The organism is Shewanella sp. BF02_Schw, from assembly GCF_014596695.2.
Taxonomy (GTDB): domain Bacteria; phylum Pseudomonadota; class Gammaproteobacteria; order Enterobacterales; family Shewanellaceae; genus Shewanella.
The window spans coordinates 297,048-312,468 of the sequence record NZ_JABKAW020000004.1 but is presented as its reverse complement, the minus strand read 5'-3'; the positions used below and the strand labels follow the sequence as shown (position 1 = coordinate 312,468).

13 protein-coding genes and 1 pseudogene are annotated in these 15,421 nt (G+C 40.4%); 7 read left to right on the top strand and 7 right to left on the bottom strand.

The genetic code is table 11. The features are described 5' to 3' along the window. Positions 1 to 67 precede the first annotated feature (67 nt). From HNW13_RS16690 to HNW13_RS16680, 3 genes are all read right to left on the bottom strand, one after another. Positions 68 to 1,831, bottom strand: coding sequence for a flotillin family protein (locus HNW13_RS16690; RefSeq protein WP_101085054.1), 1,764 nt, complete (start codon positions 1,829 to 1,831; stop codon positions 68 to 70). Positions 1,832 to 1,924: 93 nt separating this feature from the next. After that, complete coding sequence (locus HNW13_RS16685; protein ID WP_101085053.1) at positions 1,925 to 2,563, bottom strand: OB-fold-containig protein; 639 nt, start codon at positions 2,561 to 2,563, stop codon at positions 1,925 to 1,927. Positions 2,564 to 2,734: 171 nt separating this feature from the next. Then, positions 2,735 to 3,979: an ectonucleotide pyrophosphatase/phosphodiesterase gene (locus tag HNW13_RS16680; protein WP_192114112.1), complete on the bottom strand. Its 1,245-nt coding sequence runs from the start codon at positions 3,977 to 3,979 to the stop codon at positions 2,735 to 2,737. 815 nt (positions 3,980 to 4,794) lie between these two features. Here HNW13_RS16680 and HNW13_RS16675 point away from each other — a divergent pair. After that, positions 4,795 to 6,363, top strand: a complete 1,569-nt coding sequence (locus HNW13_RS16675; protein ID WP_182743831.1) for an EAL domain-containing protein — start codon at positions 4,795 to 4,797, stop codon at positions 6,361 to 6,363. Between the two features lie 194 nt (positions 6,364 to 6,557). Here the strand turns inward: HNW13_RS16675 and HNW13_RS16670 are convergent, their stop codons facing one another. Further along, positions 6,558 to 7,433 carry an alpha/beta hydrolase gene (locus HNW13_RS16670; protein ID WP_192114111.1) on the bottom strand — a complete coding sequence of 292 codons (876 nt, stop codon included), beginning with the start codon at positions 7,431 to 7,433 and terminating at the stop codon, positions 6,558 to 6,560. 537 nt (positions 7,434 to 7,970) lie between these two features. Here HNW13_RS16670 and HNW13_RS16665 point away from each other — a divergent pair. The 5 genes and pseudogenes from HNW13_RS16665 to HNW13_RS16650 all read left to right on the top strand — a co-directional run bounded on the left by HNW13_RS16665 (position 7,971) and on the right by HNW13_RS16650 (position 11,953). After that, a complete protein-coding gene (locus tag HNW13_RS16665; protein ID WP_192114110.1) occupies positions 7,971 to 8,714 on the top strand; it encodes a sulfite exporter TauE/SafE family protein in 744 nt (247 codons plus the stop codon). A 166-nt stretch (positions 8,715 to 8,880) separates the two neighbouring features. Next, positions 8,881 to 9,510, top strand: coding sequence for a flavin reductase family protein (locus tag HNW13_RS16660; RefSeq protein ID WP_162023983.1), 630 nt, complete (start codon positions 8,881 to 8,883; stop codon positions 9,508 to 9,510). A gap of 82 nt (positions 9,511 to 9,592) precedes the next feature. Continuing rightward, positions 9,593 to 10,093, top strand: coding sequence for an ecdysteroid 22-kinase family protein (locus tag HNW13_RS23560; RefSeq protein ID WP_243756322.1), 501 nt, complete (start codon positions 9,593 to 9,595; stop codon positions 10,091 to 10,093). Positions 10,094 to 10,129: 36 nt separating this feature from the next. Then, positions 10,130 to 10,582 (top strand): annotated as a pseudogene (locus HNW13_RS23555) (phosphotransferase); the annotation flags it as partial. A 219-nt stretch (positions 10,583 to 10,801) separates the two neighbouring features. Further along, a complete protein-coding gene (locus HNW13_RS16650) occupies positions 10,802 to 11,953 on the top strand; it encodes a GGDEF domain-containing protein (protein ID WP_192114109.1) in 1,152 nt (383 codons plus the stop codon). Positions 11,954 to 12,033: 80 nt separating this feature from the next. On the opposite strand, the gene HNW13_RS16645 is transcribed toward HNW13_RS16650, so the two are convergent. Next, positions 12,034 to 12,537 (bottom strand): ACT domain-containing protein, encoded by a 504-nt coding sequence (locus tag HNW13_RS16645; RefSeq protein WP_182743826.1) that lies wholly within the window; start codon positions 12,535 to 12,537, stop codon positions 12,034 to 12,036. A gap of 693 nt (positions 12,538 to 13,230) precedes the next feature. Here HNW13_RS16645 and HNW13_RS16640 point away from each other — a divergent pair. Then, positions 13,231 to 13,860, top strand: coding sequence for an acetate uptake transporter (locus HNW13_RS16640; protein WP_192114108.1), 630 nt, complete (start codon positions 13,231 to 13,233; stop codon positions 13,858 to 13,860). 67 nt (positions 13,861 to 13,927) lie between these two features. Here HNW13_RS16640 and HNW13_RS16635 read toward each other — a convergent pair whose 3' ends face one another. Then, positions 13,928 to 14,446: a hypothetical protein gene (locus HNW13_RS16635; protein ID WP_101085040.1), complete on the bottom strand. Its 519-nt coding sequence runs from the start codon at positions 14,444 to 14,446 to the stop codon at positions 13,928 to 13,930. A 4-nt stretch (positions 14,447 to 14,450) separates the two neighbouring features. Further along, on the bottom strand, positions 14,451 to 15,248 hold the full coding sequence (locus HNW13_RS16630; protein ID WP_101085039.1) for a helix-turn-helix domain-containing protein: 798 nt from the start codon (positions 15,246 to 15,248) through the stop codon (positions 14,451 to 14,453). Positions 15,249 to 15,421 lie beyond the last annotated feature (173 nt).

Below are 15,421 nucleotides of genomic sequence, written 5' to 3'. Positions count from 1 at the left end.
ATAAAAAGTGCCAAAAAGCACTTTTTGTATTTTAAAGAGGAAAGATACCTCTTTAGCAACTTAGCATTTATTGCGCTGGATTAACGCCAGGGATAACTTCATCCACACCAAAGCCTGTTTTGGCCGATTGAATGACATTAATCGCTTCAGATGTCAGTGCATTATTGCCTGTCAGTAGGTCATTTAAATTACCAGACTCTGAATTAACTAAGCCTAACTCTCGTAGCATAGCGTCGACCACAGGGGCATTAGCACGATAGTTTAATGCTGCAGTGGTTACTTGCTCTGCAATACCCCCCTGGGATTGGTTACCCTCGCCGTTACTCATTTGATTGCCCGTACCATAGCCTTGTAAAATCTTAATACCTTCAATTTTTTCAAGCGGTTTAACGGCTTGAGCAATAATGTCTGGTAAGGCTTTTAATATGGCTAATGATCTTTGCAGTGCAATTTGTTCGTTGCTCAGTACGTTTTCAGCTTCGTACTGTGCCCGCTTACCAGCCGCTTCAACTGCATAGATTTTCTCATCGGCTGAGGCTTTTAGCATCTTAGCGTCTGCACTGGCACGCGCTTCAATTAAAATGGCGCTAGCTCTATCTTCCGCGGCAACTTTTTCTGATTCAGCTCGAACCGTAACACCCACGGCCTCACGCTCAGCTTCTTTTCGGGCATCAATAACTTCAATGTCTTTACGACGATTAGCTTCAGCAGTTTGGCGCGCAGTAATAACCGCTTCTTCTTTTTCTACCTTGGTTTTTTCAGCTTCTGCAGCGCGAGCACGAGCGGCTGACTCTTCTTCCGACTTAGCTGCTACCGCAATGCGTTTGTCTTGTTCAGATACTTCAATATCGCGTTGTTGCTGAATGCGTGACTGTTCAATAGACTTATACTTTTCAATTTCACGGGTTTCGATGTCTTTGGTTTTTTCAATTTCAGCCGTTTCAATTGCGCGCTCTTTGGCAATTTCGGCTTCACGCTCTTCGCGGGCTTTGTTTTCTTTTTGTTTAATGATTTCAGCTTTTTGATCGGCACGTTTAAATTCGAGTGACTGTTGCTGCGCGAGGCGAGCTTCTTCTTCCGACTTTTCGATTTCTAATGATTCTTTTTCTGCTTCAAGATTACGCTGTTCAATTTTGATGCGGTTTTCTTGCTGAATATCGTTGGTTTCTTTACGTTTTTCTTCAATGATTTTTGCTAGACGAGCACGACCTTCGGCATCAAATGCGTTATTTTCATTAAAAAATTGCAAGTCAGTTTGATCAAAACCCGTGAGCGACACAGATTCTAATTCTAGGCCGTTTTTCTCAAGGTCATTGGCGACATTATTCTGCACTCGCTGGACAAAGTCAGCGCGCTGCTCGTGCATTTCGGTCATGGTCATTTCGGCTGCAACGGTACGCAATACGTCGACAAACTTTGATTCCATTAATTTTTTTAGTTCTTCAACACGATTAGTGCGAGTGCCTAACGTTTGCGCTGCCATTGAAATCCCTTCGGCATTTGGCGCAACACGTAAATAGAAGTCGGCTTTTACATCCACGCGCATTCTGTCTTTGGTGATCAGGGCATCTTTTTGATTTTTTTCAACTTCAATACGCAAGGTATTCATGTTGACCGAAATCGTTTCGTGCAGCACTGGCAGCACAATTGCGCCACCATCTTTAATGATTTTCTCACCGCCGAACCCCGTACGAACAAAAGCCATTTCTTTACTGGCTCGTTTGTACAGTTTGGCAAAAATAAGTCCAATAATAATCAATCCTAATACTGCTATGCCAGCAATGAGGAGGACAAAGCCGCTTCCTGAATCAAAGTTTGTTAACGTTTCCATTTAATTTCCTTTTAAATACAACTATGTTTATCAAAAAGTGTCATTGGAATGACATTTTTATTTTTAGGGTATATCTCAATAAGATATTTTTGGTTAACTGAATCTGGTTGCTGTCCAGACTTTGCCTTGATGAGCGATGAGTACAACATCGACGCCAGGCAAAAATTCGACATCGTCGTGTTCTGGTTCAACTAACACGTAGTGTTTCTGCCCAAATGTGTCCCGAACCACCGCTTCTGTCGGCATGCCTTTTATTGCACGACCTTGGGTTATCTTGCCGACACAACCGCCAAGCGCATCAATTGATATTGCTGAGGTTTCGTTTTTAGGGAGAATATTGGCAATACCATTACCAATAAAGTGGCTTGAAAAAAACATTATGACTAACGCAACAGGTACGGTGATGATTTGGGGTAAGAAGCTGCCAAAAAGTTGTGAATAGCCAAAGTTAATCACATACCCTGCTATCGCAAAACTACTTAATGCTAATACAAACCAGATAAGTAACGGTAAGCGATTAAGACACAGCCAACCCAATATACCTGTCATACCGGTAACCGATACCGTGGTATCAACATCTGTATCGACATCGAGTGAAAACCAATTATCAAGTGCACTAAATACACTTAACCCTGCAATCATGGCGATGATTTCAAACATCCCCAGCATGACCACAATAACAAGCGCAATTGAAAAGGGTATATTTGCTTGAGCGACTAAAAAAGCCTGCATGGCTCCTCCATAAACCTAACGGGTTAAACTCCATTTGATTGTAAAATATCATGTTATTTTGCAAGAGGATATGAAACAGCAACACTTTTTAGAATATATTACCTCTAGCTCAGTCAAACCAATGAGTTTAACCACGGGGTTTAGACAACATCAATACGCCACGCGCTAATATTATCTCGAGTCGGCCAATAGTGGCGATAATACCGACAATCTTCCATCAATGGGTTCGGTTATGGTTAACCCTAAAATATCAGCAATGAGTGGATACAAATGAATGTTTTCAGCATAGTCGACTGTCACATGATTAAATGCCGGCCCTTGAGCGTACAACACTGTGTTCATGTCGCTGATGACACTGGCATCATAACCGTGCTTGCCTACTACGCCAGCCCTCGCATCGGTGCTAGTAATGTAATGTTGATTACTGATTAATATTGCATCACCAATTGACGGATTATTGTTAAAGTGCAAAGAAGCGGGAATATCTTGTTGGCGATAAAATTGCAAACCAGGCACTTTTTGGGTTAACGCTTTTAAGGCATCTAAATCTTGTTGCTTATTCTCACCAGTGGCTGTGACTAATGAAAAAGCCGCATCGTTATTAAAGCTAAATCTAGCTTTTAACGCTTTATTGCCCACAAACAATTTATCGGTATACAGACGTTCAAATCCTGCAACATTCGCCATACCATGATCGGATGTAATAATCACATTAACCTTAAAAGGTAAGGCTTTTATTCCCGCTAAAAGCAGCCCTACAGCTTGGTCAACTTTCTGCACCGCTTGATAGGTGTTTGTAGACTCTGGGCCGAAAAGGTGGCCTGCGGTGTCTACATCAGAAAAGTATAACGTTACAAATTGTGGCCGCTGATCTTCGGCTAAATTAAACCACTGCAAAACCTGCTCAACTCTTTCATTATTGGGAGAGTTGTCACGATAAGGCAACCAATAATTTGGTCGCTGACCAGCAATTTTAGCTTCTGAACCGGGCCAAAAATAGGTGGCACTTTTTAATCCTTGCTGGCCCGCTAATGACCATAACGGCACCCCATGGTAAAAGCGGCCGTCAGTGACCGCTTGTTTAATATTAATGGCATAAGGCTGTTGCAAAACATGATTATAAAATCGATTTGACACTATGCCGTGATGAGCGGGGTAAAGGCCTGTCACTAAGGTGATGTGATTAGGAAACGTCACTGTCGGAAACGACGGCTTAAAACGAGTGATTGTGGCAGCGTGTTTAGCAAAATCAGTAAGGTGATTAGGGCTATGCAAGCTGTTGTAATCGTATCGATAACCGTCAATAGACACGAGTAATACATAGGGTTTTTCTGGTACTGCTGCTGTAGTGTTAGCTGATAAATAACAGCTCAATAAGCTAGTAAGCAATCCACATATAATAGCAATGACACGCATGATGATTCCCCATGATATATAAATATTAATGATATCAAATGAATATGACAATTTTATTGATTTTGATTCTATATTTATCAATATATAAAGCGCTGTCAATATGATGTCTACACTACAAATAAACCATGCTAATGACATTCCAGTGGCATTAGTATTGAAGATATACCCACAATAATGGATTCACCGCAGAACGTATCAATCACATGGCGAATAACCTAGCCACCCAACCTTATTAATTCGAGAAGATAAGCGTGGATCACGTAACCAAGACATTCTCAATAGGCTCAGGACGAGTGCGTGCATATTTTAACGATGAGCAGATTAGACAAAATAGAAGTGAATTTATTGTGTGATAACGACCAATAAATCATCCAGTGCTTTAGTGCAGTAGCCCTGCATATTTAGCAGCTGTTGAGTGTTGAGTAAGCAAAAAAAGAAAACACTCCTCATTAAGCAATATTAGGCCGCTTTACCAGTGCCATTTTTTGTCAATATCTCTATGTCGTATTCTTACTAAAGCGGTGAATAAGCAGTAACGAATGAAATGAAATAAGTTTTTGATTTTATGCGAATAAACTAAATAACATTGCCTTGTCTAATTCAATATATTTTGCAATACCTGGTTATAACAACACTTAATTAATCCGCCTTCATACAGCCTCTCCCTTCATCACTCAGCACTCAGCACTCAGCACTCAGCAAGAATTAAAGATAATTTGTTATTAACGAGTAAATGGCTGACGTGAAACAGGCGATATTAATATATAGTTATAAGATAACCAATATGTTATTGGCATCACAGTGTTGGAGATTGGATGAAGTTAGACATTCTAAAATCACAAACTCAGTCCAGCATGCTCATGAAAAAACGAGCTAGAGTTGATTTTATTGTTGGTACATTATTCGTGGTAATCATGGTCATTTTGTCTTTCGCGTTTAATGTCGAATTTGTTGAATCAGTTTATGAATTTACTCGAAGCCACGAAAGTTGGGAAATGGATGAGTTGATTTTTAGCTTTTTATGGATTGCATTAACTGCAACTATTTATGGCATAAGACGAGTCATTGACATTAAATCGATTAACAAAGAAATCACCTATCACGCGTATTACGATTCACTAACTGGTCTTCCAAATCGAACATTAGCGCTGTCTCAATTAGATAAATTACTGCAAAATTCTCATAGAACATCAACGAGTATTGGTGTCATTTTTTTGGACTTAGACGGCTTCAAGGATGTTAATGATTCATACGGCCATGAAGCGGGCGACATACTCATTAAAAAGGTGGGTGAAAAGCTAGCTTCGATTATAAGAAATGATGAGATAGTGGCTCGACTTGGCGGTGATGAATTTTTAATAATTGCAGGTTTTCCTCAAGGAACAACCAATATAGAGTCACTGATTAATCGGCTCTTTAAGTGTCAAAACGAACCATTTAGCATCAATAGTCGCAGCATTGATATGAGCTTCAGCATGGGTGTCGCACTTTCACCACAGCATGGTAACTCCGTTCAAGAATTATTAATTGCAGCAGATTGTGCAATGTATGAAGCAAAACGTAATAAACTGAATACAGCTTGTTACTATACCGATGAAATAGGCCAAAAAATCTCTGAACGCTATCGACTATCCGCGCAACTTAAGCTGGCCATTCAAAACGAACAACTATATTTAGTCTATCAACCTATCGCTTGCGCTGTGTCTGGAGCAATAGAGGGTTATGAAACACTGACACGCTGGAATTTGCAAGGAACACATATTAATCCAGAACTGGTTATTAACCTTGCTGAAGACATTGGTCTATCGGAAGACTTTTTTAAATGGCTGCTAAAAACAACGTTGGCAGAAGGAAGTCGGTTTTTAAAACGAGATCAATTTATCGCGATAAACGTATCAGTTAAACAATTTTTAGACGTAAATTTTCTGGTTAACACTCAAAAAATCATCTCTGCATTTGATCATATTAATATTGAGTTTGAGATTACAGAAAGCTCGTTAATCGCAAATTTTACAGAAACAACCAACAGAATTGACGCACTTAATACGATGGGCATTAAAGTCATGATTGATGATTTTGGGACAGGTTATTCGTCATTAAGCCGACTAAAACATCTAAAAGTAGACAAAATTAAAATTGATCGTGAATTTTTAAATGATGCTGTTAATGATAAAAAAAGCGCAGGGATTTATGAAAGCATTGTCGCACTTGCTCATAAACTCGATATTGATGTTGTTGCTGAAGGGGTTGAAACCAAAGAGCAGCTAGATTATTTACGTCAATTTAAGCCTATTTTTTTACAAGGTTATTTATTCCAAACACCTAAAATAAGCACTGAACAAACATCTGAAATTATCATTAAAGACATCATTTTACACACTTAGTACCTGTTCATTGCTCTTAAAGAAAAACAGATATATTACTGTAAATGATCACAATGGAGCCACCACCTAAAAATAGCCCAAAGTGCTTATTATCCAATGATAGATTTCGCTACATCCTCGTCTAGAGCTAACTGAATACTTCACCTTATTCGATGATATAACAGGCATTAATTTTACTGCCCCCTTTCACTCATCTACTTTGTACGACTTAACCTAAATTGCATATAGGCAGCTGTAATTCCATTGGCATCTTCGATTTGTGGGTAATGTCCCAGCGTAGACAGTTCGGTTACATCTGCATGAGGAATCAATTTACGATAATGATCGATCATGTGTTGACCAGAGATCGGATCTTTAGCCCCTGCGATCAACTTGATCGGTATTGTACTGTTGATAATCGCCCCAACCCAACGTTCACGATGTTGTTTACGTTGGGTGATATAGCTAATGACTTTATGCATTACCGCGATACCATTATTGTGATTAAGCAATTGCCATAATGTGTCAATAACCTGTGGCGTAGGTGGTGTCGATGGCCCAAATATACCTTGTAAACTCGCGGCAAATTTTTGTTTACTCATTAGTTTGACTACCACGCTCCCTAATGGAGACAGTAGCAAGCTTTGAATAAGCAAAGGTTTGTGGGTTTCGGGGAACAAACCTCCATTAAGAAAACACACACTGTTGATGCACAATGTACTGCTGCCATCAAGTTGTCTTGCTAATAATTCTTGCGCGACTGTATCACCGTAGTCATGGGCTAAAATATGATAATGGCTAACGCCAAACTGCTGTAAAACAGCTTCATAAATATCGGCTTGCTGACTGATTAAATAATCAACATTTTTGGGTTTGTCTGAAAATCCAAAACCCAACATATCAAGAGTTACCACAAAATAGTGTTGAGTTAACTCATGCCACATACCTTCCCAATCCCAACTTGCGCTAGGGTAACCATGAATTAACAATAACGCTGGCGCCGTTCTATCACCCGCTTGACGAGTAAAGATCTGCTGATCGTTAATAGACAAAAATTGCCCCTGCTGTTGCCACTCGCACAGTTGGATCATGACGATATTTTCCGCTAAATAATGAGTTTAGAAAACAGAATCACACATCATCCCCATATTGGCTAGTCTGTTTTTATGGAAATTAATCCATAAAAATTAACTTAATTACACTTAAATTAATGATAAATAGATACTTAAATTAGCCAGCATTTTTCGTTCCTTTAAATCATCACGAAAGTAGTATTTTTAAGCATTGGACGTATACTTATTAGTATTCCATCACAATGACGGTAAACTTATTGATGCAAACGCTAGCTGACCCACAAACACTGCATGATCATCTTAAATTGCTATACCGTAGCGCCATTCCTGGTATCGCAATTACTGCTCTCACAATCACTTAACCACCTACTAATATAAAACTAAATGTTCTGTTAATTTATTGTCTGATTAATGGGCGCTGGTGCTATGATTCCAGTTTATTCGACTTCAGTTAAACCACACATAAAGTTAAGCTTTTTATTTTAAAGAATAAAATATTAATGATCAGCTATTAGCCCAATAGTTATTAACTGATTAACATCGCGAGGAACGTCAGTGTTAACAGATCCATTGTTTTGGTTAGTCGCTATTCCAGCGGTATTAATCACCGGGATGTCAAAATCAGGCTTTGCTGGCGGTGCAGGCGGATTAACCGTGCCTTTACTTGCCTTGGCCATTAGTCCAGCAGCAGCCGCGGCAGTGATGTTACCGCTATTGGTTTACATGGACTTTTTAAGTGTGCGCTCTTGGTGGGGAAAACAAAATACGACCCAACTGTGGATTTTGTTGCCTGCGGCCATTGTTGGTATTGTGGTGGCTTATCTGCTATTTGATCAACTGAATGAGCAGTATTTACGTGGCTTATTAGGGGTTATTTCGTTAGGATTTGGTGTTTATGGCCTGACATTAGGAGAATGGTCACAACGAAAACCATCCTCTTTTATCGGCCGAGTTTGCGGCACAATTGCTGGCTTTACCAGCTTTGTTGCTCATGCCGGTGGGCCACCATTAAATGCCTATTTAATCCCGCTGCGTTTAGTTAAAACAGAATACTTAGGCACTGCGGTGGTATTTTTTGCAGTAGTGAATGCTGTGAAGTTAATTCCCTACAGCATGCTAGGACAAATTAACCTTAGTAATTTATTAGTCTCTGCATCATTGGCGCCCATTGCCTGGATTGGGGTAAAACTCGGACTGCGCATTCAAGATAAGTTTGATGAAAAACAGTTTAAAAAAATAATCCTCAGTTTAATGATCGTGGTAGGTTTACGCTTATTGTGGACGGCACTGATACCATAATTGATGTGGTAATATTTGCCTATCGCGTTGATTCATAAATTGAACAATCAAATTGAGCTATCAAATTGAGCTATCAAATTGAGCTATCAAATTGAGCCATCCAATTTAAATCATCGTAATATTTGATACCGCTATAACAAGCCCAACAGTATAAATAAGGTAAAATATGAGTGCTGATAATCGCTATTTTTATGAACCCAGCAAAGGTCATGGTCTGCCACATAACCCACTTAATGCCATTATAGGCCCACGTCCCATTGGTTGGATTGCCTCTCGCAATGCTCAAGGCCAGCGAAATCTAGCGCCTTATAGCTTCTTTAACTGCTTTAATTACGATCCGCCAATTATCGGCTTTGCCAGTACAGGTTGGAAAGACAGCGTCGCCAACATTGTTGAAACTGGCGAGTTTGTATGGAACTTAACTACCCGCAGTTTAGCCGCGCAAATGAATCAAACCTCTGCAGCATTACCCCGTGGCACTGATGAGTTTGAATTTGCTGGATTGACACCAATAGCAGGCAACATTGTTAAAGCTGACCGCATTGCACAAAGCCCGGTTAGCTTCGAATGCAAACTGTCGCAATGCATTCAGTTAACCGCAGCTAATGGTGACAAAATTGATACTTGGTTAGTGCTTGGTGAGGTTGTAGCTGTACACATTGAAAAACACTTGCTGAGCCCAGAAGGAATTTATCAAACAGCATTAGCTGAGCCTGTTTTGCGCGCAGGTGGACCATCGGCTTATTATGGTATTTCTGACGAGTTACGTTTTGATTTGCATCGCCCGACTTTATAAGTTGAATAAATGATGGATGCTAAACGATGGATAGTGAGCAATTTGCTTCACATTAGCCAGAAACAGCCTTAACGAGATAGCTTTGAAAATTCCAAATAGTATTTTACAAACAATTAGTCAGGCGATTTCGGCAGATAGAATCACTCATATTGAAGCGATTCAACCGCTTTGGGGTGGTTATGGTCAGTTATTTAGGGCTTATGTAACGGGTAAATCGTACTCGTCAGTGATTGTGAAATATATCTGTTTACCTCAACAGGAATCGCATCCTAGAGGTTGGAACACGCCACTGTCGCATCATCGTAAATTGCAGTCGTACCAAGTGGAAGTGAATTGGTATCAGCACTATGCAAATCTTCATACACAGCAGAGATTCAGTCCTCTGCCGCGTTGTTTTTATGTAGACCAACAAGCCAATGAAACCCTGTTAGTGTTACAAGACTTGCATACCCTGGGATTTACTCAAGTAAGAAAAACCACCACATCTGAAACCGTACTCGCTTGTTTAACGTGGTTAGGGCATTTTCATGCTAAATACATGCACGTAGAGCCAAAAGGGCTTTGGCCTGTCGGCACATACTAGCATCTAGATACACGACCAGACGAGTTAGCCGCTTTAGCCGACAGCCCGCTTAAGTCGGCAGCCCATCTCATCGACGATGCCTTGAAACAATGTCCATTTCAAACCTTGGTGCATGGAGATGCCAAATTAGCTAACTTTTGTTTTAGTCAGGATGACCATGCTGCAGCAGTCGATTTTCAATATATCGGCCAAGGTTGCGGCATGAAAGACGTGATCATGTTGTTAAGCAGTGTATTGAACTATCACGAACCAGAAGCGTTAATTAATGGCTATCTTAATCATTATTTTGCCGCGCTAACCCAAGGCCTAGCCGAATGTCATCCGCTAATCAATCCGCTTGAGGTACAACAGGCATGGCGACCTTTATATTGTTTAGCCTGGGCTGATTTCCAGCGTTTTATTAAAGGTTGGAGTGTTGAGCATTTCAAAATCAACCCATATACCGAAGCGCTAACCGAGCAAGCGATAAAACAACTCACCACAGCTTAACGCTCATTATTGCTGATTAATTAGCCACCTAAAGGCTATTATCTTATCCCAATTGGCTAAGGCTGCTATTGCCGTCTACAGTTGATAAACACTGTCGTATTTGTTGTCATCCATCGGTTATTTATTACCAACAAACACTGCAACCCTCAGTCTAATTCGAGTAAACATAGCTTCGTTTTGGGTTTATATAAACAAAGCCATAAGCTAGGAAGTCACCATATGGAAAGTCCGTTTACGTATATTTTAATCACCTTGTTTTTTTCTAGCATTTTGCTGTCGATAATCTTTTTCATGACCTGGCAAACCATGGGTAAACAAAAATATGCGTTGATGTTTTCTTTGTCTTTTTTAGCCTCGACTGTGCTGTGGGCTAATAGTTTATTTAAAAGCCTATTTCTTTCTCATAACCTGTATTGGATGATCGGCTGCAGTGTATCCATGCTGTCGGTGGTGCTCGGGACATGGGGACATTGTTTACGCACTAACACTAAAATCCACCCTGCAACATTGCTTGGCCTAGGCATATGTGGGATGGCGCTAACCTATTACTTTACTTATATTAGCCCACATCTAGGCTTAAGAATGTCGTTGTATTTATACGTTGATGTGCTGCTGTTGATGATCACTAGTGTGGTGATCATCAAGCATCGCACCAAATCACGGCCAGCCGAAATTGGTGCGTCGTTAATGCATTTCATATTTGCCATGTGCATATTTGTTGCAGCGAGTATCGCGCTATTCCAAGGTAAAGAGATGGATGTGGAACTTATCAAGCTCTACGCCATTGTTAACTTTACCGCCCTACCTGCGGCTTATGTTGGTATGTCAGTATTTGTGATTTATATGCTGGCTTCTGATTTGGCCGAAGAAATGAAGTTGCTGGCGATGACAGATTCATTGACTGATTGCTTTAATCGTCGGGGATTTTATAGCCACGCGAAACAAAAATTACTTGAGCTACAAAAGCAGCCGCAACATGCATGCCTCATTTACTGGGACATTGATAAGTTTAAAGCCATTAACGATCAGTTCGGCCATGCTGGCGGCGATCAAGTATTAATCAGCATTACCCAGTTAATTAAACAACATATAAAAAAAGACGACTTAATCGGCCGCATGGGCGGTGAAGAGTTTGTTATATTGATCGAGCGCAGCAATTATCAAGAGTCTATCAATGTTGCCGAGCGATTAAGAGCCATGATTAACCAAACACCTATTGTTTATTGCGGCCAGCAAATTAGCGTAACCGCCAGTTTTGGGGTCGTTGAACTCAGTAACCAAGACATAACGATAGAGCAAGCTATCGATCTCGCCGACAGTGCGTTATATCAAGCCAAAAGCAGTGGCAGAAACAAAGTGGTGTTTAGCTAACCTCCGTAAAGGATAACTAACCCTTTGTGAATCGAAGCCACTGCCTAAAACGATGAACGATTGCCCAGATTAAGAGAAGGTTAGTTAACTTCTATTCGAATATTATCGCTTAATGTTTCAAGCTGGGAAATTAACAGTGCGATAGTCACATTCTCCGGTAATCTTAATGTCAGCTTAGCGCTGTACACCGTTTTACCTAAACTAGTGACTTGTACACGGTAACATTCTTGGTGGTCTACGCTGACTTCAAGATCCGCTAAAATTTGATTCATGTCATGGGTTAAGCCTGAGCGATCATTGCAATCTAAAGTGAGTTTACATTCTGGCGATAGATGTTTAGCTTCATGATCGTACTCAGCGTAGACAAACGTTAATTGTGAAAACTGCTGTTCTAATGCTTGTTTTAACGCCGCTTCTTTATCGACATCTATCATTACCCGCATCATGGCCACAAATTGTCCGTCGAGTTTAATGACTTTACTGGTTTCCCAACTTGCGCCTATTTCACGGCTAACTTGAGCAAGTGATTGCAGAAGATTGGGCTTTAAAGTCCCTAATACAGTAGTGATAAACCTATGTTGCATATAACCTCCGATACCAATAAACCACAATGATGTTGGTATATTTAATGTGGTTTTAATTAAAGCCTAACTACAGACTAGCTATCACGCGAAAGCACGTCTGTGGTCTAGCACACAAATCAAACAAATGAGTTGTCATCAGCGACCAAACATAGCGATAGATTATGTCATCGAGCAGGTGAAAATGGTTGGTATAATGCTCAACGTTATAGCAGAAGAGAGCCGGAGTTAGTCATAAATTATTGACCATAGAGATGATTTTTGCTGTAAATGTTATTTTTGCAAGCAACAACAAACTTAGTGAATTTGTATCGCTTACATCACAGAATACTCCGCATCAGTCACAACTTAACCGCCCTAGTGAATAGCAGAACAATGCTATTTTTGATACCTGTCGCACTAACCGCAACAACTTGCACAATATCACCTCACTCGCATGTGCTTTCAGTATCTGTTTGAATTTAAATAACTTATTTGAAAAATTAAGTTTAGCTTTACACTGTTAAATACAAAATATAAATTAAGTCATTGTTTTTAATAATGAATAACTTGCTTTACGATTAGCTATTCATCCCTATTGCTGCTTATTGCTACCCGTAGACGCTTTCTCTAAGATGCGCGCCTTGCCCAATCGGGGTGTAAATTAATCTTTAGCGACGTTATATCGGCGTTAAAACTTTCCATTAAGGGAACATGATGTCTACAAAATTAGCGAATCCTGCGCCATTAGGATTAATGGGCTTTGGCATGACAACCATACTGCTCAATATTCATAATGCTGGCTATTTTCCAATTGATTCGATGATCCTCGCAATGGGGATTTTCTACGGTGGCATTGGCCAAGTGATTGTCGGTATGATGTGCTTTATGCGTGGCGACACCTTCGGCACCACCGCGTTTACTTCATACGGCTTATTTTGGTTAACCTTAGTGGGTATTATTTTAATGCCAAATATGGGCATAGCCGCCAGTCCAGCACACTTTATGGGTTGGTATTTAACGCTGTGGGGCACCTTTACTGCCTTTATGTTTGTGGGATCGTTACGTTACCCTCGGGCAAAACAAGTAATATTTGGTTCATTAACCATCCTGTTTTTCTTATTGGCCGCACGCGACTTTACCGATAATGCACTGCTTGGCACTATTGCAGGATTTGAAGGTATTTTTTGCGGAGCAAGCGCTATTTACTTTGCCATGGCCCAAGTGCTTAACGCTGAATATGGTCGCACTATTTTACCTGTTGGGGAGTTAACTCAGACTAAAGCTCAGGTTCAGCCCCAAGCAACTGAAGCGGAAAAAGTAACCTTACACTCGGTTGAAGCATAAATAACCCGAGCTCGGGTTAAATACTTAACAGGTCGATGCATTGCATCGACCTTTTTGTTTGCATAAATTAATGCACCAAACGACAGCCACAGACGGTATTACTCGGCTGAAATAAAACCACTGCATAATCTTTTGTTTCATCGCGCTCCAATACCTGAAGACTTAATGAGTGCATACCATTCTTGTTTAAATTTATTCCGCTAACATACGACAAATATTCATAATGTGCCGGTATATCGAGACTGCCCCCGCCTAAATACTCTTGTTTAGTGGTCACTGAAATATCGTACATTTGCCTTTGAGCATCAATTCTATTCACTCTACCCGTCATCGCTAATGTGCCAGCTGAATTGCCCTCTAAGTCATAATAGCGGTAATTAATTTGGGCTAAACCATCTTTAGAAACGAGATCGACCAATAAATAATGATCGCTATCTGCAGCGCCAACTTCATGATTAAACAGTTCTGAACTGCAGCTCAGCATAAAACTCGGAGTCTTGGATGTTAACGAGTAAATGCCGCCAATACTGGCCAGCAAACACAATAGAATGACAATATTGATTACCCATAATCCTTTTCTTGCCATTGCACTAATGCCCCTGAGATCGATGAGATGAAGCGAGTCGAACAGGTAATGAGTCGCAAATGTTCACTTGTTCAAGCCATGCTGAATTGATAAATCGCTTAGGTTGGCGTAAGTCGCTAATTTTTAAATTACGAATAATAGACTGGCCCAAATAATCACCTCTGAGGGTAATGTTCAGTACTTGCTTGTCATGAGATAACGATAAAAAAGCTTTATTCCATACCGTTTCAGCACAACCTAATAAACTTTGTGTGAGCAGTTGTCCTTGACCAATCAGTAACTCATTATTGGTGTTTGAAGCTGAATACAGAATCACATCTACTTGCTGGCCCGAATTTAAGCTCACCGTTTCTATACTCAACGGCATAGTTGGGCTGACAGCATGGCCAAATTGATTAAACCACCATAGGCTTACCAGCGACACGCTAACAACTGCAATAACCACCAGCAAAGCTTGTAATGGCCGAATGACTACGCGGGCTAATTTATTGTCGGTTTCTTTACGGGCACGATGATGCCTCAGCAAATAGCCTTGGCCTTTTACTGTTTCGATAAGCGTTTCATATTGTGGTCCAAGAAAAGAGCGTAAGGTAAAAATAGCCCTGGCGACTGACGCTGAACTCAAATGTGAATCGTCTTCATGACCCGACTCTAATAATGGTTTAGCAACAACTTTCCCTTGATACTCGACCAATAATGTCAGCACATGTAACTCGGCTCTGGGAAGATGCCACACCACTCCGGTTTCCTGGTTAATTAACTCCCCTTTGTCGACACTGAACCTGCAATGTCCCAATTGCATGTAGACCGCCTCAATAATTGACCTAACTTCGACATACTGAAGTGTATGCATAAAATCTTATGAAATCTGTGATCCTTATACCTAAGCGCTTTATTCCTTAGTAAAAGTAAGTCTTTAAATGTGCAAACTGATAAATTTGCGAGCGACATCACATCATTTCATGATTTTAAAAA

Coding starts and splice junctions, on each gene's coding strand:
- HNW13_RS16690 (WP_101085054.1), bottom strand. CDS start 1,831: ATGGAAACGTTAACAAACTTTGATTCAGGAAGCGGCTTTGTCCTCCTC.
- HNW13_RS16685 (WP_101085053.1), bottom strand. CDS start 2,563: ATGCAGGCTTTTTTAGTCGCTCAAGCAAATATACCCTTTTCAATTGCG.
- HNW13_RS16680 (WP_192114112.1), bottom strand. CDS start 3,979: ATGCGTGTCATTGCTATTATATGTGGATTGCTTACTAGCTTATTGAGC.
- HNW13_RS16675 (WP_182743831.1), top strand. CDS start 4,795: ATGAAGTTAGACATTCTAAAATCACAAACTCAGTCCAGCATGCTCATG.
- HNW13_RS16670 (WP_192114111.1), bottom strand. CDS start 7,433: ATGATCCAACTGTGCGAGTGGCAACAGCAGGGGCAATTTTTGTCTATT.
- HNW13_RS16660 (WP_162023983.1), top strand. CDS start 8,881: ATGAGTGCTGATAATCGCTATTTTTATGAACCCAGCAAAGGTCATGGT.
- HNW13_RS16650 (WP_192114109.1), top strand. CDS start 10,802: ATGGAAAGTCCGTTTACGTATATTTTAATCACCTTGTTTTTTTCTAGC.
- HNW13_RS16645 (WP_182743826.1), bottom strand. CDS start 12,537: ATGCAACATAGGTTTATCACTACTGTATTAGGGACTTTAAAGCCCAAT.
- HNW13_RS16640 (WP_192114108.1), top strand. CDS start 13,231: ATGTCTACAAAATTAGCGAATCCTGCGCCATTAGGATTAATGGGCTTT.
- HNW13_RS16635 (WP_101085040.1), bottom strand. CDS start 14,446: ATGGCAAGAAAAGGATTATGGGTAATCAATATTGTCATTCTATTGTGT.
- HNW13_RS16630 (WP_101085039.1), bottom strand. CDS start 15,248: ATGCAATTGGGACATTGCAGGTTCAGTGTCGACAAAGGGGAGTTAATT.